General features: G+C 59.9%; 23 protein-coding genes. 2 read left to right on the top strand and 21 right to left on the bottom strand.

Going from position 1 to position 25,006, the window contains the following annotated elements:
- Positions 1-107: 107 nt before the first annotated feature.
- On the top strand, positions 108-359 hold the full coding sequence (locus tag V7651_RS13815) for a helix-turn-helix domain-containing protein (RefSeq protein ID WP_034742700.1): 252 nt from the start codon (positions 108-110) through the stop codon (positions 357-359).
- Positions 359-1,669 carry a type II toxin-antitoxin system HipA family toxin gene (locus V7651_RS13810; RefSeq protein WP_034742697.1) on the top strand — a complete coding sequence of 437 codons (1,311 nt, stop codon included), beginning with the start codon at positions 359-361 and terminating at the stop codon, positions 1,667-1,669. Before V7651_RS13815 ends, V7651_RS13810 begins: the two co-directional genes overlap by 1 nt.
- 10 nt (positions 1,670-1,679) lie before the next feature.
- Here V7651_RS13810 and V7651_RS13805 read toward each other — a convergent pair whose 3' ends face one another.
- The 21 genes from V7651_RS13805 to V7651_RS13705 form a co-directional block, all read right to left on the bottom strand.
- Entirely contained in the window at positions 1,680-1,874 is a 195-nt protein-coding gene (locus V7651_RS13805; RefSeq protein ID WP_034742695.1) for a helix-turn-helix transcriptional regulator, read from the bottom strand.
- A 46-nt stretch (positions 1,875-1,920) separates the two neighbouring features.
- Entirely contained in the window at positions 1,921-2,139 is a 219-nt protein-coding gene (locus V7651_RS13800; RefSeq protein WP_034742691.1) for a DUF2274 domain-containing protein, read from the bottom strand.
- Positions 2,136-3,395, bottom strand: coding sequence for a TrbI/VirB10 family protein (locus tag V7651_RS13795; protein WP_045698065.1), 1,260 nt, complete (start codon positions 3,393-3,395; stop codon positions 2,136-2,138). The genes V7651_RS13800 and V7651_RS13795 overlap by 4 nt, the downstream gene beginning before the upstream one ends.
- Positions 3,392-4,414: a P-type conjugative transfer protein TrbG gene (gene trbG, locus V7651_RS13790; RefSeq protein ID WP_034741927.1), complete on the bottom strand. Its 1,023-nt coding sequence runs from the start codon at positions 4,412-4,414 to the stop codon at positions 3,392-3,394. The genes V7651_RS13795 and trbG overlap by 4 nt, the downstream gene beginning before the upstream one ends.
- Before the next feature lie 12 nt (positions 4,415-4,426).
- Positions 4,427-5,113, bottom strand: coding sequence for a conjugal transfer protein TrbF (gene trbF, locus V7651_RS13785; RefSeq protein WP_034741924.1), 687 nt, complete (start codon positions 5,111-5,113; stop codon positions 4,427-4,429).
- Between the two features lies 1 nt (position 5,114).
- Positions 5,115-6,440 carry a P-type conjugative transfer protein TrbL gene (gene trbL, locus V7651_RS13780; RefSeq protein WP_034741922.1) on the bottom strand — a complete coding sequence of 442 codons (1,326 nt, stop codon included), beginning with the start codon at positions 6,438-6,440 and terminating at the stop codon, positions 5,115-5,117.
- 4 nt (positions 6,441-6,444) lie between these two features.
- Positions 6,445-7,170, bottom strand: a complete 726-nt coding sequence (gene trbJ, locus V7651_RS13775) for a P-type conjugative transfer protein TrbJ (RefSeq protein WP_034741919.1) — start codon at positions 7,168-7,170, stop codon at positions 6,445-6,447.
- Complete coding sequence (trbE, locus tag V7651_RS13770; RefSeq protein WP_034741917.1) at positions 7,155-9,584, bottom strand: conjugal transfer protein TrbE; 2,430 nt, start codon at positions 9,582-9,584, stop codon at positions 7,155-7,157. The genes trbJ and trbE overlap by 16 nt, the downstream gene beginning before the upstream one ends.
- The gene (locus tag V7651_RS13765) at positions 9,578-9,850 is read right to left on the bottom strand and encodes a VirB3 family type IV secretion system protein (RefSeq protein WP_034741914.1); all 273 of its coding nucleotides are present in this window, start codon (positions 9,848-9,850) and stop codon (positions 9,578-9,580) included. Before V7651_RS13765 ends, trbE begins: the two co-directional genes overlap by 7 nt.
- Positions 9,850-10,161, bottom strand: coding sequence for a TrbC/VirB2 family type IV secretion system protein (locus V7651_RS13760; RefSeq protein WP_045698064.1), 312 nt, complete (start codon positions 10,159-10,161; stop codon positions 9,850-9,852). Before V7651_RS13760 ends, V7651_RS13765 begins: the two co-directional genes overlap by 1 nt.
- A gap of 5 nt (positions 10,162-10,166) precedes the next feature.
- Entirely contained in the window at positions 10,167-11,183 is a 1,017-nt protein-coding gene (trbB, locus tag V7651_RS13755) for a P-type conjugative transfer ATPase TrbB (protein WP_045698063.1), read from the bottom strand.
- Positions 11,176-11,643: a hypothetical protein gene (locus V7651_RS13750; RefSeq protein WP_034741860.1), complete on the bottom strand. Its 468-nt coding sequence runs from the start codon at positions 11,641-11,643 to the stop codon at positions 11,176-11,178. The genes trbB and V7651_RS13750 overlap by 8 nt, the downstream gene beginning before the upstream one ends.
- Positions 11,640-13,703 (bottom strand): IncP-type conjugal transfer protein TraG, encoded by a 2,064-nt coding sequence (gene traG, locus V7651_RS13745; RefSeq protein WP_051615504.1) that lies wholly within the window; start codon positions 13,701-13,703, stop codon positions 11,640-11,642. Before traG ends, V7651_RS13750 begins: the two co-directional genes overlap by 4 nt.
- A 337-nt stretch (positions 13,704-14,040) precedes the next feature.
- Positions 14,041-17,865, bottom strand: a complete 3,825-nt coding sequence (locus tag V7651_RS13740) for an SIR2 family protein (protein WP_335613481.1) — start codon at positions 17,863-17,865, stop codon at positions 14,041-14,043.
- Between the two features lie 287 nt (positions 17,866-18,152).
- A complete protein-coding gene (locus V7651_RS13735) occupies positions 18,153-20,057 on the bottom strand; it encodes a DUF3363 domain-containing protein (protein ID WP_034741854.1) in 1,905 nt (634 codons plus the stop codon).
- On the bottom strand, positions 20,054-20,794 hold the full coding sequence (locus tag V7651_RS13730) for a S26 family signal peptidase (protein ID WP_335613480.1): 741 nt from the start codon (positions 20,792-20,794) through the stop codon (positions 20,054-20,056). The genes V7651_RS13735 and V7651_RS13730 overlap by 4 nt, the downstream gene beginning before the upstream one ends.
- A gap of 81 nt (positions 20,795-20,875) precedes the next feature.
- Positions 20,876-21,091, bottom strand: coding sequence for a helix-turn-helix domain-containing protein (locus V7651_RS13725; protein ID WP_335612983.1), 216 nt, complete (start codon positions 21,089-21,091; stop codon positions 20,876-20,878).
- Between the two features lie 244 nt (positions 21,092-21,335).
- The gene (locus V7651_RS13720) at positions 21,336-21,659 is read right to left on the bottom strand and encodes a DUF736 domain-containing protein (protein WP_034744419.1); all 324 of its coding nucleotides are present in this window, start codon (positions 21,657-21,659) and stop codon (positions 21,336-21,338) included.
- A 455-nt stretch (positions 21,660-22,114) separates the two neighbouring features.
- A complete protein-coding gene (locus tag V7651_RS13715; protein ID WP_335613479.1) occupies positions 22,115-24,133 on the bottom strand; it encodes a ParB/RepB/Spo0J family partition protein in 2,019 nt (672 codons plus the stop codon).
- Positions 24,130-24,606, bottom strand: a complete 477-nt coding sequence (locus V7651_RS13710; protein ID WP_335613478.1) for a hypothetical protein — start codon at positions 24,604-24,606, stop codon at positions 24,130-24,132. The genes V7651_RS13715 and V7651_RS13710 overlap by 4 nt, the downstream gene beginning before the upstream one ends.
- 2 nt (positions 24,607-24,608) lie before the next feature.
- Positions 24,609-25,006: antirestriction protein ArdA (locus tag V7651_RS13705; protein ID WP_335613477.1), on the bottom strand; the 398-nt coding region annotated here is incomplete at its 5' end.

Here is a 25,006-nt window from a genome sequence, read left to right as displayed (position 1 = left end):
GGTAATTATGCGCTGCAGGTGATAAAGCTTTATCATACGCCGTAGCGTATATTGACATTTTATACGCTGTGGCGTATGGGGGTCATGAATAGTCAGGAAGCTCGCCAATGTCCCAACTCGTCAGATCACCCAAGCAGCTTGGCGTCGCCTTGCGGCGTTCTCGTCGTACGCAGGCGATGACGCAGGCTGACCTGGCCAGCCGAGCCGGCGTGAGACAAGGCACCATATCACATGTGGAGAACGGGCTTGAAACGGTCAAGCTCAACACGGTGATGGACCTGCTGCGGGCACTCGACCTTGAGATTGTTGTCCGCCAGCGGACCAAAGGCTCGCACAGTGACATTGAGGATCTGTTCTGATGTCCCGGCCGCGGCGTAGCGCAGGACTGGTCGTCGCTCTCAATGGCCGCGTCGTGGGGTTGCTTGATCGCGCCCCGAACGGCGCAATCTCATTTGCGTATGACAAGGAATGGCTCGCCGATGCGCGCCGGGCCATACCTGTCTCATTGTCGCTTCCGTTGCGTGAGGAGCGTTATACCGGGGCGGAAGTGTCCGCCTTCTTCGACAATCTTCTTCCCGACAATGACCAGATCAGGCGCAAGGTTGCCGAAAAGGTGGGGGCGGAGGGCACCGACGCGTTCAGCCTCCTGAATCAGATCGGCCGTGACTGCGTCGGGGCTCTGCAATTCGTACCGGAAGGTGATGAGGTAACACCGCCCACACAGCCTGAGTATCTCCAGCTGAGCGACGCAGACGTCGCTGAGATCATTCGCAATCTGGCCACAGCGCCGCTGGGTGTCAGGCCGAGCGGCGAACGGGAACTGCGGATCTCCATTGCAGGCGCCCAGGAAAAAACGGCCTTGCTTTGGAATGATGGCTGGTGTTTGCCAAAGGGCACAACGCCAACCACGCATATTCTGAAGCCCGGACTCGGCAAGCTTCCGAATGGACTCGACATGACCCAGAGTGTCGAGAACGAGCATTTCTGTCTCACGCTTTGCCGGGAACTCGGGCTTGAAGTGGCGCAAAGTCAGATTGTTGATGTCGATGGCATCCGCATTCTCGCTGTGGAGCGCTTTGATCGCCTGAGAGCGAGTGATGGCCGTTTGCTCCGCATTCCCCAGGAGGATTTCTGCCAGGCGCTCTCGGTGCCGCCGACACGCAAGTATAACAATGACGGCGGACCAGGCATTCGCGAATGTCTCGGTCTCCTGGCTGGCAGCGACTATGCTGAAGAGGACAGGCTGGCCTTCCTGAAGGCCCAGATCGTGTTCTGGCTTATTGGCGCTACTGATGGCCATGCCAAGAATTTCAGCCTCTTTCTGACACCGGGAGGACGCTACCGAATGACGCCGCTCTACGACATCATGTCCTTGCAGCCGAATTATGCGGCGAAGCAGCTCAGGCGGAAGGAATTTCGTCTCTCCATGGCGATTGGGGACAATCGATACTATGCGATGGAAAGCATCCTCCCGTACCACTTCCTTGAGGACGCGAAAGCGGCCGGAATGGCGCAAGATCGGGTCAGGAGTCTCTTTGGCAGTCTTGGCGAAACTATTGAGGGTGCCCTCGAGCGAACCGCCGCAATCATGCCAGACGATTTTCCGAAGCTTCTGGTTGAAGGAATTGGCCATGCGATGCGTAAACGCTCGGCCAAGTTGCTGACTTGAGCGGGAGTATTCACGACCTGGTATATGTCTGCCGGGGAGCTTCCTCGATCCAGTCCTGAACTTCCTGTTCGCGCCAACGAACGGCATCGCCTGGAAGCTTCACCGGGGCAGGAAAGACTTTCGCTCTGACCTTTCTCCACAGTGTTGTCCTGCTGCGATACCCGGTCAGTTCGAGAACCTGTTGCGCTGTAATCAACTTAGCCATTGCGTTTACTCCACTATTGATACTGTTTTTGAGCGAAGACGCTCCTTCAAGATTTCTTTGCTCTTCGAAATCCGCTGTCACTCGCCAGAAAGGTCTCCAGCATCAGCGGCACCAGTGCCGAGGCCGAAACGTCCGTTCCGTACTTCTGCGAATGGATCCGCGCATACGCGTCCAACTCCGACGCAAGCAGGGGATCGACGAGCACCGTCAGTTTCTGCGGCGTCCGGTCCGGCAGCGGCCCGATCTTCAAATTGACGTCACTCATGGCTGTCTACCTCCTTCATAGGGTTTCAGGACAATGTCCTTGTTCACCAGTACGCCGAGCCGCCAGCCGGGCCGGATTGTGATCGAAGGCTGGACGTCCAGATTGCGGCGCACGATTTCCTGACCGGCTTCATTTGCGCCGGTCTGAGCTGAACGGCGCACCGCCCGGGCAATATCGCCCTCGTCATCGCTGGAGAGTTCGGAGCCGACGCCAAGCAGGGTCGAGAGCGCTACGCCCTGCAACAGTTTCCAGGAATGATAGTCGATCTTGTCTTCGAGGCCCGCATACCCGCGGGCATCGACGCCGGCGAGATTGTCGATCCGGATCGAGGATCCGTCCGGCATCACGATCCGGCTCCAGACAAGGAGCGCGCGGGACTGGCCGAACGCGATGACGCTGTCATAGCGCCCGATCAGGCGCGCACCCTGCGGCACGAGAACGCTCTCTCCCGTGACGGTGTCATAGACCGGGCTCGTCACCTGCGCGATGACTTGGCCCGGAAGGTCGGAGTTCACGCCCGTCAGCAGGGTTGCTGGGATGATTGTCCCAGCCATCAACTGGTAGGGCGAGACCGGTGTCTCGAGTCGGTGCGGATTGTAGATCGATGGATCCGTCTCGGTGCCCAGAAAATCAAGCTTGCGGGCCTGCCGGTTCGGATCCTCGCCAAGTGACGAGCCGAACGCCCCCTCGTGAGAGGCTGTAAAAGCCGAGAGGTCCGGAAAGCTCAGTGAAGGCGACGACGATGCAGGGGCTGGATTGCCGATGACCTTCGCTCCCGCGGCCGATCCCACCTGGAAAAACACGCTGCTCCCACGTGCGGCCTCTGAGAGGGCTGCCTCGCGCGCGCGCAACTCTGTCTCCAGCGCCGCCAGCTTTTGGGGCATTGGACCCGCCTCAGGCGCATCTTCCGCCGGCAATACCATCCGCCCTTCACGCTGCGCCTTAAGGATCGGCGTACCGAGGTCTCCGGGTAGCGGTGGCCCGAGAATGTCTTCGGCAGGCTTTATCTCGTTGTAGGATGCAGGCAACGCCGCAAGGCCATCTGCTGTCGGATTATGGCCCGTGTTATAAAGCTCGCGAGACGCGCTGGCGGACTCATCCTTTGGGCTTTGTAGGGCGAAGGCCAGTGAACAGAGCACGATCGCGCTGCCGGTGCCGAGCAGGACCATCAAAGCCCGTTTGGAAAACCGTTTGACCGGCCTCGGGCGGCCTCGGATTTCGAGCGGCTGTGCCGGTGGGGAAGCTGCTTCCGTCATGGTTTCGCTGGCCCGAGATCATTGCGCGCGATCTTCACGACATCTTGTCGCTTTTCACCAAGGCGCAGTTCTGCGCGGGCGAAAAGGCGATCGACGACGTAGTAGTCGCCCGACATGCGATAGTTCACGAGCTGCGATTTGCCGTCCCGGCCAATGACGAAGAGGGCCGGGGCCTCGCCCTGGTCGAGCCGGGCCGGGAACTGGATATAGACTTTGCGGCCATCATCGAACACGCGGTCCGGTCGCCAATGAGGAAAATCGCCATCAAGGTCGTAGCGGAACTTCAGCCGCTCCAGTTGTAGTCCGGCGGGAGACGCTGAGGCGGGTGTTGCGCCGGACCGCGCGACCCGCGTCACCAGTTGCTGGTCCGCATAGCGCCAGGAAACGGCCGCCATATAGGTTTCTTCGAACGCGCGCAGTTCAAGGTGGTAGGCGCGAAGGCTCGTCGTGATGATGAGGTTGGTTTTCAGCCCCGCCTGTGTCGGCTTGATCAGGATATGGGCCTGCGACTCGGCGCCGGTCCCGGAGACTGTGTCGCCGAGTACCCAGCGAACTGTGTCGCCGGCTGAGACGGACACGAGTTCCTCGCCGGGCTGCAGGACAATGTCGGTGACCTGCTCCGGCGCGCAATAGACTTGGTAGAGCGCACCGATCGTATAGGGATAGACTTGGATCGCGTTCATGTAATTGTCGAGTGAGGGTTCGACCGCCGCCTTGCCGTTTGCCGTCTCGATGGCCTGGTAGGGCTTGAGCGATGGCGCATCTGCCTCCGCTGGCATGGGTTTCAACTGGCCGGGCATCGCGCCTGTGACACTTGTCGGCGTATAGGTGCGGTAGACAACCGGCGTTGGAGCAAGGTCCGCGTCGGCGATATCGGTCTCTTCCGCGTCAGGGGCGAGATAGAGATCTTCGACATAGTCCGGCTCATCGAGTGTGATGTCGGGACCGACGGCGGTAGGGACAGACTCGCAAGCCGTAAGCGCGGTTGAGGCGAGAAGAACCAGGGCAAGGCGTTTCATGGGGAGGTGCTCCTATTGATGGTCTTTCGACCAGTTGAGTCCGTGGACGTAGAGGCCGAGGGGATTGGCCCGCAGGGCCTCTTCCGTGCGTGGCGGGTCGATGACGATCGAGAAAACGCCGGTATGGTTTGACTGGCCGGTCTCGGTGCCGTTTCGGTAGGCCGTCTCGTGCCAGCGCACCGTGAAACTGTCGTCCGACGCCCGCACGACGCTCGCCACGTCGACAGACACAGAGCGCCGTCCGAGATCCGCAAATGGATCATTGTCACGGGCATAATCATTGAGCGTAGCTGCCGCCCGGTCGGTCGCATAGGCATAGGCCGTCAGCCAGTTCTGACGGACGACGACCGGATCGATGGAGATCGACCGCGTGTTCTTCACAAATTCTGCGAGGTGGAACGCGATCTGCGCATCAGTCGGTTCATAGCGCTCGTCGGCCGGGCCGACGGCGCGCACGGCGCCTTCGCCCGTCAGTTCGACCACATAAGGCGTGACGAAAGACTGGGTGGAGCGCCAGACAAGGCCGCCCGCGAGGACGAATGAGAGGGTAAGACTGCCGAGTGCGGCCAGCCGCCAGTTCGCCGCCTGTACGCGGGCCGACCCGATCCGGTCGTCCCAGGCCTGCGCCGCGCGCTGGTAGGGTGTGACAGGTTCCGGTGTCACGCCATAGCGGCTAGAATTTCGCTTCCAGAGCTTCATGTCAGTCCTCGTCATTTCTGAGTTGTAGCGAAGTGCCGCCGCCCGGACGGTCGCCGTCGCGCACCGCTGAGGCCGCCATCATGCCGGCATCGCGGGTCGACTGATCGCGCCGGATACGCCTGGCCCAGTCCGGGGGAGAATTCGGTCCATTGGTTGGACCCGCGTTCCGCGCGCCCGTGCCACCCGTTGCCGCGAAAGCGGCGCGTGCGCCGGCCTGATGACGCTCCCCTGGGGTTCCGAACGCGCGCCGGGCAAAGGCTTTCGCGCCAGACGCTGCCGCACGAGCACCTGCGTCCGCGACACCGCTCACGCCCGCCATCGTGGCGCGGACACCGGTCTTGCCGGAAGCGGCCGCATTCATCTGGTAGGCTGTGCGAGCGCCGCCTGCCATGGAGGCTGCTGCGCCAACAGCGCTGCGAGTCCCACCGGCTGCTGCCCCGATTCCCGCCTTGGCGATGGAACCGCCCGCGACCGTTCCTGCTGCCACACCGGCGGCGGTGCCAATGGCCGCCCCAGCCCCAAGTTGTGGTGCCCCGGAGACAAGGCCTGTGGCGATGCCGGGTCCGAACAGGCCGAGGGCCAGAAGCGAGAGGGATCCGAGGATGACGGAGGCAGCCTGTTCAAGGGTCACCTCGTCTGGCTGGAAGGTCGATGTGATGGAGGAGAAAATGGTCGATCCAATGCCGACGATGATGGCAAGCACCATCAGCTTGATGCCCGACGCGATGACATTGCCGAGGACTTTCTCGGCGAGGAAGCTTGTCTTGTTCCAGAGCGCAAACGGTATCAGCACGAACCCGGCCAGTGTCGTCAGCTTGAATTCAATGATGGTCACGAAGAGCTGGATCGCGAGGAAGAAGAAGGCGAGGAGCGTGATGATCCAGGCGAGGAACAGGACAGCGATAATGACAATGTTCTGGAAGAAGGCGATCGGGCCGGTGAGCTTCTCGATCTCGTCTAGCAGCGGCAGCCCGGCATCGAATCCGGTCGCCGCGACGAAGCCGGGTTTGATGATGTCGTCGGCGGTGATCGTGCCGCCGGTGGCGTTAAGGCCCAGCTGCGCAAAACTCGTGAACACCACGTCCGAGAGAAGGGCAAAATTGCCGAGGATCAGCGCGAAGGCGCCGACATAAAGGACCTTCTTCAGGAACCTGCCAACAATGTCGGTATCGGGGCCCATGGCCCAGAACAGGCCCGCCAGCGTGATGTCAATCGCGATGAGCGCGCTCGTCAGGAACGCGACATCCGGCTGCAAGAGACCGAACCCGCTGTCGATATAGGCGGAGAAGGTCGCAACGAACTGGTCGATGACGCCAAGGTCTTCCATGGCACTAATCCCTCGAATAGGCGACGCCGTCGCCGACGAAGCGCTTGTGGCGGATGCGGGCCTGTTCCTCGATCGCGGCGCGCCGGGACTCTTCGAGCGCCACCATCCGGTATTGCGCCGCCATCAATTGCTGCATCTGCATCTGTTGCTCGACCGAGAGGGCGACAAGCTGGTTGCCGGCCTGGGCGACGGACAGGTTCCCCGTCGCGGCCTGGCTCTCGCCGACAAGGTCGGTCAGCGTCTCGCGCGCCTCCGCAATCGAGGTCACGATCCCCGACTGGACCTGGATCGAGGCCCGGAACGCCTCGCGGCTGATCCGCCACTGGTCGGCGGCTTCAGCGACGATTTCCTCATTGGTGAGGTCTTCATACGTATCCGGGAAGGCCTCGCGGTACTGGCGCTCGCTCTCTTCGACCTCATAGGTCACCTCGCTCGCTTCGCGCATAAGCGTGTCGATCCGTTCGAGCAGGCGTTTCAGGTGTTCGAATGAGGCATAGTCGAGCCGTTTCAGGTCTTCGGCCTGATTCACCAGCATCTGCGCCTCATGCTGGAGTTGCTGGACCTGATTGTTGATCTGTTCGAGCGTGTTGGTGGCGGTCAGGATGTTCTGGACGAGGTTTGTGGGGTCGATCACGACATCTCCCACGCCCAACAAGGCGTCTGCAGGAGGCGCAATAACGACAAGCGACGACACGGTCCCAAGGAGAATGGCGATCATTCGGCGGCGCATGGCACATCTCCTTCTGTCCCGATCAGGTCAGCGGCCCAGTGAAGTCCGCGCGCTTCCAGCCAGGCCGGTGCAAAGCCCTCCGGACCAACTGAAGCGAGAATTTCGGAGATCATTTTCTGGTCGGATTTCGACCCGGCAGCGCAGAAGGCGAGGGCAACTGGACCAAGGTCGAGGTCGAACAGGCGGTTGCCCTCCGGGGTTTGAACATAATAGTCCCGCTTCGGCGTGGCCCTTGCGATCAGTTCGACCTGTCGGGCATTGAGTCCGAAAGCTTCATAGGTTGCTTGTTGCGACGGCTCTTCCGCGCGTGCATTGGCCAGGAAAATGCGGGTCGGGGCGCTTTCGATCAGGCTCGGGGCAATTGAACTTGATGAGATGTCCGACAGGCTCTGCGTCGCGAACACGACGGAGACATTCTTCTTGCGAAGCGTCTTCAGCCAGTCGCGGAGACGCCCCGCAAACATCGGGTGATCGAGGAACAGCCAGGCCTCGTCGAGAATGAGCAGGGTTGGCTTCCCGTCGAACCGGGCTTCCAGTTTCGAGAACAGGTGCGCCAGCACGGGCGCGGCGAGCCGCTTGTCCTGCATCAGTGCATCCATTTCGAAGCAGAGCATGTCGCCGGTTTCGAGATGATCCTCATCGGCATCGAGCAGGGCGCCATAGGGCCCGGCCAGCGTATAGGGCTCCAGTGCCTGACGGAGCTCCGGCACCTGGATGAGGGCCACCAGCCCAGTCAGCGTACGCTGGGAGACGGGGGCTGCGCAAAGGCTCTGCAGCGCCGTCCAGACGGCCTGTTTGACCTCCGGCGTCATCGCGACGCTTTCCTGCGCTAACAGTCCGAGCACCCAAGCCTGCGCCGCAGCGAGGCCCGCTTCACTGTCGACATCCCGCAGCGGCTGGAAGGCAAGGTCGCCATCAAGACCGAGTTCGTACCAGGTGCCTCCCAAGGCGAGCGTCGCGCAGCGCGCCGACGCCCCCTTGTCGAAGACAAAGACCTGAGCCTGTTCATAGCGGCGGAACTGCAGGGCCAGCAGCGACAGCAGCACCGACTTGCCGGCGCCGGTCGGTCCGACCACCATCATGTGGCCGACATCACCCTGATGGGTCACCAGCCGGAACGGCGTCGAGCTTGCCGAGCGCGCCATCAGGAGCGGCGGGCCGTCCAGATGGGAATTCCGTTCAGGCCCGGCCCAGAGCGATGCCAGCGGCGCCATATGGGCGAGATTGATCGTGTTCAGCAGCGGCTGGCGGACATTGGCATAGGCCTCGCCCGGCAGCGTCCCGAGCCAGGCCTCCACCGCGTTGACGCTCTCCGTCACGCAGGTAAACCCGCGCCCCCGGATCACGCGCTCGACGGCGCGGATCTGGTCCTCGGCTATCGATGCGTCTTCATGCCGGACCACAATCGCCGTCGTGCAGTAACCGAACGCGACATGACCGGCCCCAAGCGCCTGTAGGGCTTCGTCCGCATCGGCCGCTTGGTTGTCGGCGTCTGTGTTGAGCAGCGATGCCGGCTCGTTTGTGAGTATTTCCCGCAAGTAGGAGGTGAGCGAGCGGCGTTTGGCAAACCAGTTGCGGACGTAAGAATTGAGCGTCTTCTCCGCCTCCGGCTTGTCGAGGGGCAGGAACCGGGTCAACCAGCGATAGGCAAAGCCGAGCTGGTCGAGGTCCGAGAGGAGCCCCGGCTCGCCCGTCGCCGGGAACCCGTTGATGGTCAGGACCTTCAGCGTCTCATCGCCAAGACGGGGCGACAATCCACCGATGAGCGGCGTATCGACCAGGAGCGCATCGAGGCACATCGGTACGGACGGCGCCCGCACGGCCTGCCGCACCGTGGAGATGCAGGCATGAAGGTATGTCAGTGTCTCGTCATCATCCAGAAACCGTGCCTCCGGCATGAGGTCCGCCATCATGTCCCGCGCCCGGGATGTTTCGGTTTCAAAATGAACAAGATGCTCGCTCCAGAACGCCGCCGGGGCGTCCGCCGGATCCTCGATGAAGAGCTGTTCGATCCTTGCCGTCCGGTCGGCTGGCGGCATCCAGGTGAGAGTGAGGTAGCAGTCCGTCTCGAAATGCCGGCCCGCTTCCTCGAAGGCCGCGCGGCGTTCTTCATCCACGAGCCAGGCGGCCGGTTCGCGCCAGATGCTTTCAGGATAGGTGACGGACGGCCTGCGGTCGGCCTCGATATGCAGCGCCCAGCCGGAGCCGAACCGGCGGAGGAGATTGTTCATGCGGGCTGTGACGGCTACGCGTTCTTCCGGCGTCGAGCTTTCAAGATCGGGTCCGCGATAGAAACAGGTCCGTTGCAGGCTGCCATCCTTGTTGAGGATGATGCCCGGAGCGATCAGGCAGGCCCATTTTAGATGATCGGCAAGCGTAGCGGGTCGGGCGCGGTATTCGGACAAATTCAGCATGCGTAATAGCCCCTTGTCCTTATGTGCCGGATCAGCACGTCGGCAAATTGCGGATCGCGCCGCGCGGCGAACACGCAGATACCTTGGGCCACGATCCAGAAGACGAGCCCCACACCCCAAAGCTGGAGGCCGATGCCGAGTGCGGCGGCCAGCGTGCCATTGACGATCGTCGCAAGCCTTGGCGCACCTGCGAGCAGGATAGGCACTGTGAGCGAGCGATGGACCGGCACGCTATAGCCCGGGGGCAGGGGGCGGTTGTCAGCCATCAGAGCGTCGCCCCACCGCCGAAGGAGAAGAAGGAGAGGAAGAACGAGGTCGCGGCAAAGGCGATCGAGAGACCGAACACGATCTGCAACAATTTCCGCATGCCGCCGCCGCTCTCGCCGAAGGCTAGGCCAAGGCCGGTCAGGATGATGACGATCGTGGCGAGGATTTTCGCGACCGGACCTTCGATGGAGTCGAGGATCGATTGCAGCGGGGCTTCCCAGGGCATGCCAGAGCCAGCCGCATGAGCCGGGAAGGTGAGCACAACGGCAAAAGCCGTCAGGCTCAGGGCTTTGATAACTCTGTCGTTCATTGAGATTACGTCCTTTCTGGAGCGGTGGAGAGAAGCGGTTCGGAGAAGGGCAGGCTCGGCAGGACGAGCTGCAGGTCGGGCTGGACGGGCATCAGGTCATAGCCGCCGCGTCCAATCCCGTTCATTCGCGCGACTGTCTCGACGCGGTGAACTCCGGCGCGCCGGGAGATGTAAACGACGCAGTCGATTGTTTCCGCGATGAGATCGTGCGGCACCTGCGCCGAGGTCTCGCCGATCAGCTGTTCGAGCCGGGAGAGGCCGCCCAGGGCCGAGTTGGCATGCAGGGTGGCGATGCCGCCCGGATGGCCGGTATTCCAGGCCTTCAGCATGTCGAGGGCTTCAGCGCCCCGGACTTCGCCAACAATGATCCGGTCGGGGCGGAGCCGCAGGGTCGAGCGGACAAGGTCTGCCAGCGTGACCGATCCCGGCTGTGTGCGAAGGTGCACGGCATCGCGCGACGTCGAGACAAGTTCGCGTGTGTCTTCAAGGATGACCAGTCTGTCGCCCGTACGGGCAATCTCGGCCAGTAGCGCATTGGCGAGCGTTGTCTTGCCAGAGCCCGTGCCGCCGACAACGAGAATGTTCTCGCGGTCCAGCACGGCTTGCCGGAGGGCCTCGGCATGATGGGCAGCCATCACGCCGGACGAGACATACTCATCCAATGCGATCACCCGGCCGGCAGGCTTGCGGATCGAGAAGCAAGGCCCCGGCGCGACGGGCGGCATCACACCTTCAAACCGCTCTCCGCCCATAGGCAGTTCGGCGGACACGATGGGGGAGGCAGCATCGACGCGGCGCCCCATATGGCTTGCGACGAGCCGAATGACACGTTCGACATCGCCCGCCGTGACGATCAGGCCGGACTCCTTTCGGCCAGATCCATGCCTTTCGATCCAGAGCCGCCCATCGGGATTGATCATGATTTCGACAACGGCAGGATCATCCAGCGCCGCGACGATCTCGCTGCCCAGTGCCGTGACCAGCATGGCGCGTGTCCGTGTCTGGCTTGTCGCGTCACGCATCGGCTCGCACCTCGCCCAGGAGTTCAGAGGCGGACTCGCCATCAAACCCGGAAGCCTCTTCCGTCACGTCTTCAACGGCGTTCTGGAGAATGCGCTGGCCCGACCGGAGGGCTTCAGCGACCTGCCGCACGAAGAGATCGAACCGCATGTCGCCCTTGGCGCGTGCGGCCTCGACCTGGTTGGCTGGCACAGGCGGCGTCACCGTCAGGAAATAGTGGACGAATGTCGCGAGCGTTTCGGCAATGACCAAATTATCCCGTTCGATCCGACCGAACTGGCGCGTCAGCCGGTCGAGCCGGCGATTGATGGCGGCTTCACGCTTGTTATCCGCTTCGCCCGCCCTGTAGGCCGTCAGCGCCCGGTCAACGATGACGCTTTCAGAAAGACCTGGGCGTTTGGCCATGGCCTTGAGCGAGTGATAATTCTCTGGTGAAATATAAGGCTGGATGCGGGGCTTCATTCGCCATTCCCCGTCAGGTCAATGCCGGTCGCCTGTTCGAGACTGTCGGCCTGTACGAGCGCATCGAAGAGGCTGGCCTGCAGGGGAGCGCGTGCCCTGCCTTGAAAACCACCGGACTTTACAGGGCGGGCAGACCGGGCCCGGTCTTCAGCCACACTGCGCTCTTGTCGCCGGCCCAGGCCATCGGCGTCCGGTTCCAGATCGTCAGCCTGCATCAGGCCTTCATGGATGGTACGAACGTCGCTGCCCCAATCATTCTCCCGCGCCTCCGGAATACAGGCCGCTGCACCCGGTGCTTCTTTAAGGCGTTCTGTAAAGTTCCGGTCTTCATAGTAGCGCAGCTTCAGCGCCCGCACGGGCGGGGAGCCCGCGACAAGGACGAGCTCCTGATCGGACGGCAGCTGCATCACTTCGCCTGGCGTCAGCAGCTGGCGGGCAGTCTCCTGGCGCGACACCATCTTGTGCGACAGCCAGGGGGCGAGCCGGTGGCCTGCATAATTCTTCATGGCGCGCTGTTCGGTCTTGGTGCCGAGCGCATCGGATATCCGTTTCGCCGTGCGCTCGTCATTTGTCGCGAAGGCGACCCTGACATGGCAATTGTCGAGAATGGCGTTCGAAGGGCCATAGGCCTTCTCGATCTGGTTCAGCGACTGCGCGATCAGGAAGGCCTTGAGCCCATAGCCAGCCATGTAAGCCAGCGCGCTTTCGAAAAAGTCGAGCTTTCCGAGGGCCGGGAACTCATCCAGCATGAACAGGACCCGCCGCCGGGTCTTCGGCGCGGCCACCGACACTTGAGGCGCGAGCAGCCCGCAGGCTCTCAGAGTATTCGCCACAATAGATATGCTGCGCGAGACCTTGAATGGACTGACATCGAGATGCTCGGTCAGGCGCCGGCCCACCTGGTTCAGGATGAGGCGCATGAGGGGTTTCGTGCGTGAAAGATCCGATGGCGGTACAACGAGATAGAGCGACAGGGGCCGATCACCCGACACCAGGTCATCAATCCGGAAATCACTCCGCGACGTTACTTCGGCAATGACCGGATCGGCGTAAAGGGCGAGAAAGCGCAAGGCCGTGGAGAGCACGCCCGAGAGCTCGTTTTCGGTCTGGTTAGACATTTCTCTCGCCTTGGTCGCGACAATCGGGTGAACGCGTGGCGCTTCATTCGTGCCGAGGTGATTGGTCCGCTTCATGATCTCGATTGTCGTCCGGAATGTCCGGTCGGGGTCGGCGAGGAATGTGCCGACCCGAGCGAGCGTCTTCTCAGGCTCGGCGTAAAGGACGTGCAGGATGGCGCCGGTCAGGAGGGACTTTGCCTTGTCCACCCAATGCCCTGGTTCTTCGACGACACCGCGCGGATCGACGAGGATATCAACAATGTTCTGGACATCGCGGGCTTCATTAAGCCCTCGGCGCACTTCCATCAGCGGATTGAAATGAGCCGAGACAATATCGGTCGGATCGAACCGTACACAATGCGAAAACTCCGAGCGCCAGCCGGAGGTCAGCTGCCAGTTCTCCCCCTTGATATCGTGCACCAGCACCGAATGCGGCCAGGAGAGCAGGGTGGGCACGACAAGCCCGACGCCCTTGCCGGAACGTGTCGGCGCAAAGGCCATGACATGATCTGGCCCGTCATGGCGCAGGTACGCGCCTTCCGTTTGGCCGAGGAACACGCCGGCCGGCTTCAGCAGTCCGGACTTGCGCAAATCCTTGCTTTCCGCCCAGCGCGCCGAGCCGAAGGTCGAGACCCGCTTGTCCCCCCGGGCCCGCAGGATCGATCCCGTCACCGCGATCACGATAGCAGCAATGCCGCCAGACCCTGCGATCATACCGCCGCGTTCAAACACATCCGGCGCATAGGCATCAAAGGAATACCACCAGCCGAAAAAGGCCCAGGGCACATAGACCGGCATGTCCAGAATGACGAAGAGCGGCTCACCGAACCGAGGCGACCAGCCAAGCGACCAGGCCGTCCACTCGGTCGCGCACAAGAGCGCCAGGAGAACGACGAACAAGACGAGAAGGATCTGCCAGAAGAGGTGCGTGCCATGTTTCATGACACCGAACCTGACCAATCAGCCTCTCAGTCTCCAGAGAGGGAATTGGGGAAAATCTGTGGGGTATTCTGAAGGTTTGGGAATAGCCGAGTGGTAAGTGTGAAGTTCTGGGAAAAATTCGTAGGGGGTGATAATAGATGGCGGGAGTAGGCGCAGCCGAACCTTGGGAGAGCGACTATTCTTCTTTATGTGCGCTAAGGGCGAAGCCTTAAGTCTTGCGCGAGGGATCGAAGCCGACTGGTCGGGACCGCCCCTGACGGACCCTGTTTACTAGAGCCCGGCCCGAAGGTCGCGCCCAGTACAGTTCACAGTCATTTGTTTTATACAACCAAGGATATCATCCCATTCGCGCACTTAACTCAATGAATTTCGCGCTCGAACGCAATGATGGCTTCGCCTCTCCAATCCGCTCTAAGGCGGCCTGGGTGCCATAGGGCCATAAAGACACGCTTTCCGGCAAGACGGCATATAGCAAATCCAAGAGTTCATCTGGATGCTGTAGGGCGATAGAATCTTCCGATTTTCTAAGCTCCGGGATGAAAATGCGATCATCATCTACGCGCGAGACCAATCCTGTTACAAGTTTTGCCACCTCTGGAAAATTTGCCTTTTGAGAAAGCGCGAGTTCAACCAGTCTTGCAGAAATGTCCTTCGTGCGGATGGATTTTTGCTTTGGCCAAACATCGCGTAAAAACTCCGGAACGCTGGCGGACCATTCATTTCCGTCCTCAGCCCACCTATCCAGCGTCCAGAGCGTGTGTCGGCGATACTCTGCACTCCCCTGCAACAAGAAGGTTCGCAGTTCTGAGCTTGAAACCAGCCGCTCGCCAGAACTTTCATCTTTCGAGTGCCAGCCGGCTAGCAGGATGCCGGACAACACTTCCATGTGCTGTCTCTTTTGGGTGGGCCTTCCTTGCAGGCGTTCGACAAGCTTGGGCTTTAGGCGAGCAAAAAGTTCTGCGCTTGGGGTCTGTGCCCGCCAGAAGAAACCAGCCCATAATGCATCACCATCGATCTCTGGCTCATAGTTTGTGTCTAGAACGGCGAGCAGTTTTTCTTCCGTCCATTCTGGATCAACGTAGTAGAAAAATCGAAGACCATAACCAAATAATACCAGGGCAAACCGCCTGGAATCCCCAGGAAGGGAAAGAAGTTGCTCTGCTTTCAAACGCCATTGATCCGGCAATCCTTCTCCTTTCTCGAATGTCTTCTTCAAAGTGTGAGACAACAGGAATTCTGCGAGGTTTCCTGCAGGAGAATTTATGGCTTCAGTTGACCAGTCGGGTTCTTCTTCCTCACGGACCAACGTCGAGCGCTGAGTAGATTCTTCTTCCACGAGAGCGAGGGTTAGTCTGTTCCAAAGTTCATCAAACAAAGAGAAGTCTTGATCCTTCAAGGCTTCCCCATGCTTTTCAAACCAGTCAGATGCACTCAATGCGATTTGCGCAAGACGTTGGTTTGGAAGTTTTAAAAGCGACTGAGCTATTTGCGCAAGCAGCGATGAATCATCGTCTTTTCGAATATCAGTACGAAGGAATGTGTTCCAGAAGCTGGGCTGGAACTCGTCCTCCGACGCAGCATGGGCATCAAGTGCTTCAAGCGCGCATTCAGGTTGATCGGTGCTCAGTCCGAGGAACGGGTTGTATTCCACCAAGCGGCCGACCGGGCGTCGGTCCATGGAAAGAATATGCGGAATAATGTCCTCGGCGGACAGAGACTTGATCTCATCAAAGGAGGTTTCCGTGCGGACCCAACCGCCGCCACCATCTAAAGATCGGGCTGCTTTCAGCGCATATTCAGGTTTCCATTCCGGTGCGGACTGCTGGAGACGCTCTGTCTTTGCAGTCAGGTCGAAATCGAACGCACAGCCTTGGCTTGCTAGCCAGTGCAGCCTGTTCAGCACGATATAGGCCATGCGTTCCTTGTAGGCAGTGCGAGTTTCTTTCTTCCTTTTTGTCGGCCCTTTTAAGATGCGGCGTCCAATTTCGCTGCGATCCGCATCAGAAAACTCGACCCATCTTCTGGCCAAGCCTAACAGCAGGTCCCTGTTACCTTTGAATGGCCAGAAACTCTCGTCATCGAGCGAGCAGACCAGAAGTGCGAATTCATTAGCGGGCACCAAGTCGAGCAGGCCCATTCCCCAGACTTTCAGACGCCCAAAAATGGTCTCTGAGGTCGTCCATGATCGCAGTTCACCTGACGCCTCGATAGGATGCAGAACGGCATATCGCCGAAAAAGGCCGACGAAATGCAGAACATGTCCGGATAGCTTGTATTGGCGATGAAAGTCATCATCACCCTCATCTTCACCACGTTCATCGGGCTCAATCGAACAAATATCGATATCGTAGGAGTAGCGGGTCTCCAGGTCGGACGCGAGATGTAGCGCATCACGCAGCTTGCCAATCAGGGGAGCTAAATAATCATCCGGAACCTCGACCGAACGAATGCCCTCAAAATACTCTACCGCAACCTGTACCAAATCGCGCTCTCTTAGCTTTCGGCGACCATCAGGAGGAATAGGGCTTCTCCAAACACTCTGGAGCTGAAGATAAGGAGCAAAATAGCTTGCGTACTCGCGCGCCAAGGGCTCGTGCCACCCTGTTGCTTTTGCGCGCAACTTTAGTTCATAGCTCAGGTCGCGGTCTTCGCCTTTGAGGGCGTGATACTCACGAATTGTTCGCCAACTATCAGCGACAGGCTGTGTCGTGTTTGCAGAGGTTTGGGTGTCGAAATCTATTCTCAGCCGCGACAAGATATCAGGGTGCAGGGCATTCTGTTGGCCTGCCCACCAAGTGCATGCAGGCTCATGTGCCACCATAGCAATCCAACTTGCCAGATGAGAAATTCTGATAGGCAAAACAGGAAGATGCTCTGCGTAGTAACCACGCAAAAAAGAGACCTGGTTGAGTTGGATGGACTTCAGATCGTTCGGAGAAGGTTCCAACCCGTTCCAGGCTTCTTCAGGCATACGACCGCGTCGAGGTGAATGATCGTCGGGCGCGCGAGGCGATGCATCACAATCTAGACGATAACGTGGATGGGGATCGACAATGGGGCCGCCGCTAAAGCGGCCCGCAATGGAACGGGGCTCACCGAAGCGCACATACGGGTCAAACACGCAGAGCCATTCAGACGGCAATGATGGACGAAACGAAGAAAATGCTTTTGCACCATCCTCATAGCTGACAATGTGCGCCACCATTCCGCGTTCGTGCGCTTCGAGTGAGCGGGGCCCTTTCTTTGCTTTTTGAAGAATGGACTGTCGCCACTTTTGTGGGTCTTTTGAGCGTTGGGTCCAGGCATCCAAACTTAACCAAAGTCGATCATATCCGACGTCATCATCAGTCCTGAATGTGATCGCCGTAACACCTTTCTCATCCCACGCAGCAACGGCTTCATCGTCCGGAATTGATTGAAACGCATATGCCTTGTTCTTCAGGCCTTTAGATTGTTGGAGACCTTCAAGCAAATATCTGATTGGCGGGTCATCGGCTGAATAGCCGAGAAATACGGCAACGTATCGATCTAGAATTTTCCGTACAAAATCGCGCGCCCAGCCGAGCGCTAGATATGCATCTCCAAGCTCCGCGCTTGATAGAACAAAGCCATCATTTTCTGGCCCCGAATAATCAGAATTGACCATCCCATGAAGGTGCACAACCCCCCAATCGGCTTCGTTAAACTCGACATGTGGGAGATTCGAGCGTGTGGCGTATTTCAGGCGGCGACCACCAGCCTGTTCAAACAAAAAGTCAAAGTTTGTGGTAATTAGCCTGAGTTCGCCTGTTTGCAGCGTAGCTAACTTAAGCACTGTTCTGTGAGCGGAGAAATCAACCGGTTCTATAGGCCTTAACGAATTCGCTACGGCCTCTCCGATCAGGTCATCTGTAAAATCTCGCCTCAGCTGGCCGAAGACGCGGTCTGATGTAGTCAGACCCTTGATACCATAGTCGGTCTCGATTTTCCCGGAGGCTGTATGAAATAGGCGCGCTTTATTGTCAGGTGGTGCACCGAGGTGATCCAGGACCTCCTCAGTCAATTGTGCGAAATCGGGCAAGCCCGCCTTGGCTCGTGAAACACCGGCCCCGCAAAAAAACACGGTCCTGCCTTCGTCATGCGCCCGCAATAATTCATCGGGAAAATCGATACCATCTGCCAAAAAACGCATTTTTCCCCCGCATCTACGATTCCGTAGTGTACCTGTTTCGTTCCATGTGTCACGGGAAAATACTAGGTGGAAAAGCAATGTTGGAATTTGCTTGGATGTATCGGCTCAGCATGTCGATGAGCCGGGTGCCCAAGGAGAGAATTGATCGGTTAGGCCCGACCACTGATAATACTGTGTTAAGTTGTTAATCGCGCTTTGGGGTTAAGTCTGCATTGTCGTCAGACCAATTTCCGCTTTTCGGGTAAGAACGAGTTAAACGGCAAGATTTGGTATTGGCATTAATCCACCATCCCGATTCCGCGCCCTAACGTCCACGAAATTTTTCCCCCACGCACAACTCCAGACACCGCCATCCCGCGCCGCTGTTCCAGCACCTGTCGCCAGGGCACAATCGTAAAATCCCGCTGCCGCTCAATGAGCGCAAACTTCCCACTGACTCGGCTCACCGGCTCGCGGTAAATGCCCTCAACATGTCCCCGCTCCGGGGCTGGCGAATAAGGCTTCCTGATCTCCTCAGCCAGCGTCCGTCCGGCTTGCGCCAAGTCACGCTTCAGCAGGTCCGTCTTCTGCGCCGCGGTAAGTCCGATACCGGCCTCCACCTTCATTCCAATGCCAGCCAGAAATGCGCGCCGGTTTGCCTGCGCCTCAGCCACCTCCTGCCCAAATCCCATCGGCACTCCGGAAGATGGAGGCGCGTCGTCTAGCCAGGTCATTCCGAGCGCCGTTTCCTGCTCTTTCAGACCCAGTTCGGATCGAACAAGAACCTGCGCCGCGCGGTACCGGGCCTGGGTCCGCTCGTATACTTTCGTGCGGTCCAGAAAGTCCCGTGGAATCTTCCAGTCCGTATCGGCCGACCGCTCAACATGCCCAGCGCGCCGAAGGGCCTCAAGTCGCCGCACATGCGCTGCGACATACTCCGGACTTGATCGCGGATCGTCCGCCTGGTGCAGACCCGCCGAGTACACCCCTCCATTCGCCCGCGCGATACGATTGATCGTGATATCCGACGGCTTCGGTTCGAGGTTCGGCTGAGACACCGTTACAATCGCTCCGAGCTTCTGTTCCTCGACGTCTCCCGCGACACCCAACTCCACAAACACTGCACGCCCATCCATCCCGTCGATAATAGCGTAGGCGCGATCATGCGCTTCCCCCGTGAGCCCCGTCTGCAGCACCGCGCCCGTCACGCTTCGCCCGTCCGGGTCCGACTTGTCAAAGATCGCATCCGAGTCCAACCGCCGGCCACCGTGTCCTACGAGCGCGCGGTTCATCGTCTTGATGATGTCGTGCCGCTCGGAAAGCCCGCGCAAAACGTCGCGAAAATTCTCCCGCATCTGCCAGCGCCCAGCTCCGAGCTTCCGGGCGAGTCCAAGCCGCTCCAGAGTCCGAAGCCGCGCGGCATGTAGAGTGCGATACTGTGAGGGACTATCCATCAACCGGAACTCATGTTCAGGACTGACCTTCCGCGCGATGAAGTGATCAATCCGCGTCACGCGCTCGGCAGCGATATCCGATTGAAGTTTCCGCTCCTGCTCGAGCCGGGTTTCAGGCCCGAGTTCAAGTATCACCAGGTCCTCGGCGCGTTCCCGAATGCCATGCGAAATATACGCCCGCGGCATAACAAGATCAGAGCCATCTTCGCGCCGTCCCCGGATGACCAGATGCGCATGCGGTCGGCCCGTATCATGGTGCACCGCGCCCACCCATTCGAGCCGCGTCCCCAGATCAGTTTCCATCTGAGAAACCAGGTCGCGAACGAAGGGCTTGAGGTCTGCCATTTCGGCGCCGTCTTCGGGCGAAACAATGAACCGGAAATGGTGCCGGTCGTCAGTAATGGATTTGACGAGATCGGACGCATTCGCGTCCTCACTCATCGCATCGAAGAGTTTCCCGCGATCCTTCTCCTCAAGGGCCGCGTCCCGCCGGATATATCCGATATGTGCAGCGAGAGCCGTCACACTCGACGCGGACATCCGGACGATACGTGCCTTGACGATCACGCGCCGCCGTCCGCCGCGCAGCGCGGCTCGTGGCCGGGCGGGCAGGGCAGTCCTGCGGACCCCGCCTGCGGAGGACAGCGCCTTCGTCATCCGCGTGAGGTAGGTCTTCGCGCGTCCCCCTGATCCGGCCGAACGAATCCTGCCAGGTCTGGGCGTGAAAGGATTGTCCGGCGGCGTGCTCATTCGGGCCGATCCGGGGGAAAACGGGCCTCATTATGGGTATGGAACCATGCCAATCTGTTGTCGCCATTGGGAATCGCATCTGACCGCAGAGCTGCATCCTGAGGCGTGGAACCATAAAAATCGATGTGCAGACAAGGGACTAGACCCTCTTTGGCTCCATGAGCTTTTATCTTGCAGTCAAATTCGCCATCAAACTGCTCTCGGTCACCAATTTCCGCAGCCAAATCAAGGTCCTTTAGGAGGATCGCCCTACCCAGAATGTCCGCCTTCAAAACAGTTCCGAAATACCGTCCATCAAAAGAGTCCGGAGTGCGGTCGGACAGGAGCAGGACTTCATCCGTTTGAAGCTTCCGACAGGCCGTCCAGGGAGACGGTAGAGTGCGTCCCATACTATCGTCCGATAGCAGGCGGACGGCTGGCGTTCCGTTGATGAGCAACACCCCGTTGACCGCACAAATCGTATCCCCTTCGAGCGCCCGGACGGTCTTGATGACGGGGACACCAGACGGCAAATAACCCCGCTCCGCAGCGAGCCTCGAAGCCGCTTCCGGAAGGTGCGAAACAACTAGATCACCCCTAGAAATCACCTCCAAAGACTTGACGCGATACCAACCCAGCGGCGCGCTTTGGCTCGGATTGTAGAGTAGAAACGGCAGCAAAATCCCGGTCGCGGGAAGGCCTGTCAATGCCACTCCAATCACAGAAATCCCGCTCCAGAATGCTGCACGGAGGCTCATGAATTGCCCCTCCATTTGCCAGGATGCAGCGCTCGATGTCTTATCGAAAGTGTCGCTAAATCCGCCTTTGCGGTAGCAATTTCACGAGCCATTTCCTGATCCCCGAGAGCGGTTCCAGACCGTCGAATAGTCATTCAGGTCATCGACGTGATAGACGACGGTGCCGCCATGTTTCCGGTATTGCGGTCCATTGTTCGACCAGCGCCAGTTTTCCATCGTACGGACCGTGATGCGCAGATAGGCAGCCGCTTCTTTTGTCGTCAGGAAAGGACTTGGGCGTCCTTTTACCTCGTTCATTCCCCGTACCCCGTTTTGCCGGACACAGATCAACGTGGCGGCTTCAACACCTCTGAGAAAGCAAAAGAAAATTCTAATTGGAAGTCACGAAGATATACGGTGTCGCGGCGACACCTCACTTAACCATGCGCAGCGCATATGGCTTCGTGTGGTTATAGATACCCTTCTATCGAGCGATGTAAACACGTCTAAAGCCGCCCCGGAATGATCTCCGGAGCGGCCAGTTTGGCGATGTGTGTGGGGCTTAGTCCCTGGGGTTCCAGAGGATCACGTGGCGGCCTTTCTTGCCCTTGACCGGTGCAAGGTTCGCGTAGATGCGGCGTGGGCCGATCTGCGGATCTGCGAGGGTCAGGGAGACGTATTCGCGTCCCGAGGACTTTGCCTTGCGCATCCAGCCGCCGCCGATTTCGGTGGAGGTCTCACCGGCGAAGATGCGGTAGTCCGGCTGGGCCGCTTCGGCTTTTTCCGCATTCTTCTCGATACGGATGGCGGCTGAGAGGTTCATCATTGCGAGGGCGCCTTCGAAGCCGGTCTTGGTTTCGCTGACATATCCGAGTGCGTTTGCCATGGGGGTCTCCTTTTCGTTTCCGTGGCTGTCTCCGAGGGACACCTTGTCCCCGTCGACGCCGGACCGCCCGGACGGCGCGGAGCGGGCCTGAACCTGTAAGGGCGCAGCAAAGCGAAGCACCGGACAGGAACGCGAATTTGTCTCGCGAGGAGCCGTAAAGCGGCGGGGAAATTCGTGGGACTGGCCGGTTTCAGGAGCGTTTCGCGTCGTCCAGGTCACACGGCAGCAGACGGGGACAAGGTGTCTTTCGGAGGTAAGCGGAAGTGCGGAACAGGCCGCTTTGACAATCGCACCCGGAGGCCATACGAAACTCACAGACGGACGATTTTCCGGAGGCGCATCTGCCGTGATCTGAACCGCGCGCGTGCCGGGCCATCTGGTAAAAGCATGCGGAAAAGCCGCCCGGCACACTGCCGGACGGCTTGCACTTCTATCGACAAGAGAACCGCAATCCGTCAGGCGGCGTCCTGCGCTGCGGCAGGCTGGGCTTCGGGAGTAACGTCGCCTTCATCTGACGTGAACAGGCGGGCGATCCGGGCCCATGCATCTGCTGGCGCCGACCCCGCAGCCTCGACAAGTCGTGTGGGCGGCACCTGCATCCAACCGGGACGCCAGCCCGGATTGGCCTCACACCCTTCGCCTGCGATCCGGTTCCAGATCAGGTCCTTCTGGGCTTTGCCCGTGTCGGTTAGCGCCGCTTTCGCCGTGGAGGGTGATGCGATGTCTGCCACCATGGCATTGATGGCGCGCTTGTCGCGGACGAGATCAAGGAAGACAGGTTCCGGCATCCAGTAGGCAGCCATGTCGGTTTCGGTCGCGACAGCGACGGCTTCAACGATTGCACCGCCCGCTTCCAGCGTGTCAGCCATCACAAAGGCGAGGACGCTCAGGGCCTCTGTGTCGTCCATTCCGAGCAGCGCTGTAAAGACCTCGCTGAGGTGATAGTCATCGCCATTCGCGCGCAGGGATGCCAGCCCATGGGCTTCGAACAGGCTGCGGACATGATCTCCGGCCGCGTTCATCTCAGCTGCGGCGCGGGAGCCATCCACGCTCGCCTGAATGTCTTCCTTTCTGGCGAGGAAGTCGTGCCGCCTGACGGTCCACAGAGAGGACCCGACCATGGCGTGAGCGACCATCAGCCGGAGAGCGATTCCAGGGTGACCCAGTAATGTGGCGCGCGCTGCGCCATGGCGGTGCAGGCCGATATATTGGGCGAGCGGTCCTGACATTTCAGGCTTGGTGTGGGCGGCTTCCGCATCGCCACCCGGCCTTGCGCTCTTGTCCTGCTTCCGGGCTTCGGCCTGCGTGATGTAGCCCTCATGGAAGGTCACCGTGCCATCATGGCGGACTTCGACAATGACCTTGCCGCCCTTGGTGCGCGGGCGCTTCACATGCTCCCAGCTGGCAAAATACTTGCCGCGTTCGAGAACCTGCACGTCGGGCCATCCGGCGGCGATATAGGTCTCGAATCTCGCCGCAAGTGCTGCCGATTGGGCTTTCCAGAACGTGTCGGCATCGGCGAACACACCTGTCTCACCGAAGAGGTCCGCCGCCACTTTGCCCTCATAGGCCGACAGGTCAAACAGCGCCTTGCCTGTAGTGATGGTGGTTCCGCCCGTGATCCATGCCCTGCAGGCGCGGCCCATGGGCGCGCGTTCGGTTTCGCTCCGGTACAGGGCGAGCCAGTCGGCCTGCTGGTCCTTCGTGGCGAGCGTGAGCGCGCGGATCGTCTCCGGGTCGATCTCGTCCTTGGCATAGAGGGCGCGGATCGGGCCGGAGAGATTGGCGAGCGCGAGGATGCGGCGGACTTTCAGCTCCGTGACCCCGAAATGCCCGGCAATCTCGTCCACGGTCCGGCCTGACTGGGCCAGTTTCCCGAACGCGTTGTACTGCTCCATTTCCGTGGCAGGCAGCCGCGCGACATTTTCGATGAGTGAGGCCTCGACGGCAGCTGCATCGTCATCGGCTTCCATGATCGCGCACGGTACCATCACGGGCTTGCCGGTCTCGGCCGCGATGACCTGCAAGGCATGGAAGCGTCGGCGTCCCGCGACTACTCCAAAGCCATCGCCTTCGGGCCGCACCAGCAGCGTCTGACGGATACCTTTCTCGCGAATTGAGGGGAGGATATCGGAGACATCCGGGGCCTTGCGTCCATGCCGCATGTTGAGCTTGCTGATATGGAGCTGTTCGATGGGGATCGTTTTCAGTGCGGGCTGTGCCATGGGATGGTCCTCCTGTTCTGGCGGGTAAAGCGAAAGGCCAAGCGCCCATGCCGGGCCTTTCCAGTTGATCGGGGTGAAGGGGAAACCTTCTGCGTCGCGCACCGCGTGCCTGTCGGTTTCGCCCCAGTCATAGTCATGCAGGGCAATCAGCGGCGCGCGGCCATCGACCCAGATTTCAACGACGCGGGACGCCTCAACGACGAGTGTCAGGCGCGGACGTGGACCGAGAATATGCTCCAGCGCGCTCATCCCCGTGACGCCTGTGCAGGTGCAGACGCCATCAGCCGCGTCAGGGCTGTGCGGCCTGCCGCCAAGGCGTCCGGGAGCAATTCGCCCGCGACTTCACTCAGATAGGCATTGTCCGACCCCGGATAATTAGCCTCGATACCCCAGAGGCTGGCTTGTGTTGAGTCCAGTTCCACGCCTTCGCATTCAATCGCGAGCACGATCCCGCAATAGAACCACTCATCCCTGCGCCACGCGTCCATGACAGCTTCGGCCTCGGCTTGTGCCTTCGCCAGCCGCTCGCGGAAATTGTTTCCCGGGCCGATGAAGCCGGGATCATTGATGTAGAGCGACGGCCAGAATCCGTCCTGGCGCTGGTCGGGTGCGTCCATGCAATCGTCACGGACAATCCGCGCGGTGACGCGAAAGCCGTCAATCTCGCAGGCAATGCTGTCACCTTCGCAGACATAGCAGTCAAATCTCTCCCGGAAGGCCATGGTCAGCGGCTCCAGAAAATGTGGACTTCATCAAAGCCCGTCTGGAACACCATGATCTCGCCATTCAGCGCCATGTCGCGGGCGAGCGCGGTCCAGTCGATATAATAGTCGAGTGCAGCCGGAATCTCCGTGCCGCTGTCGCGGATCAGTTCCTCGGCAAAGTCTGCGGCGCTGTGATATGAACCCGCATAATCCTCGAACGCGGCTTCGGCTTGTGTAATGTCGTCGCCGAAGTTGCGGTAGAGTTTCGCGCCAAGCGCGCCATGCTCGGCGATGAAGGCCGCCAGAGCGCACACAGTCTCGAACGAGGCATATTCCGAGAGGCGCGCCCCTTCGAACCCTTCATAATGTCGGGTAACAGGCCGGTGTTGCCACCGGCCCGTCCCCTCAGAACCGTGCT

Source organism: Hyphomonas oceanitis, assembly GCF_036964545.1.
GTDB classification, from domain to species: domain Bacteria; phylum Pseudomonadota; class Alphaproteobacteria; order Caulobacterales; family Hyphomonadaceae; genus Hyphomonas; species Hyphomonas oceanitis.
The sequence above is the reverse complement of the archived record's forward strand: the minus strand, read 5'-3'. Positions and strand labels throughout refer to the sequence as shown.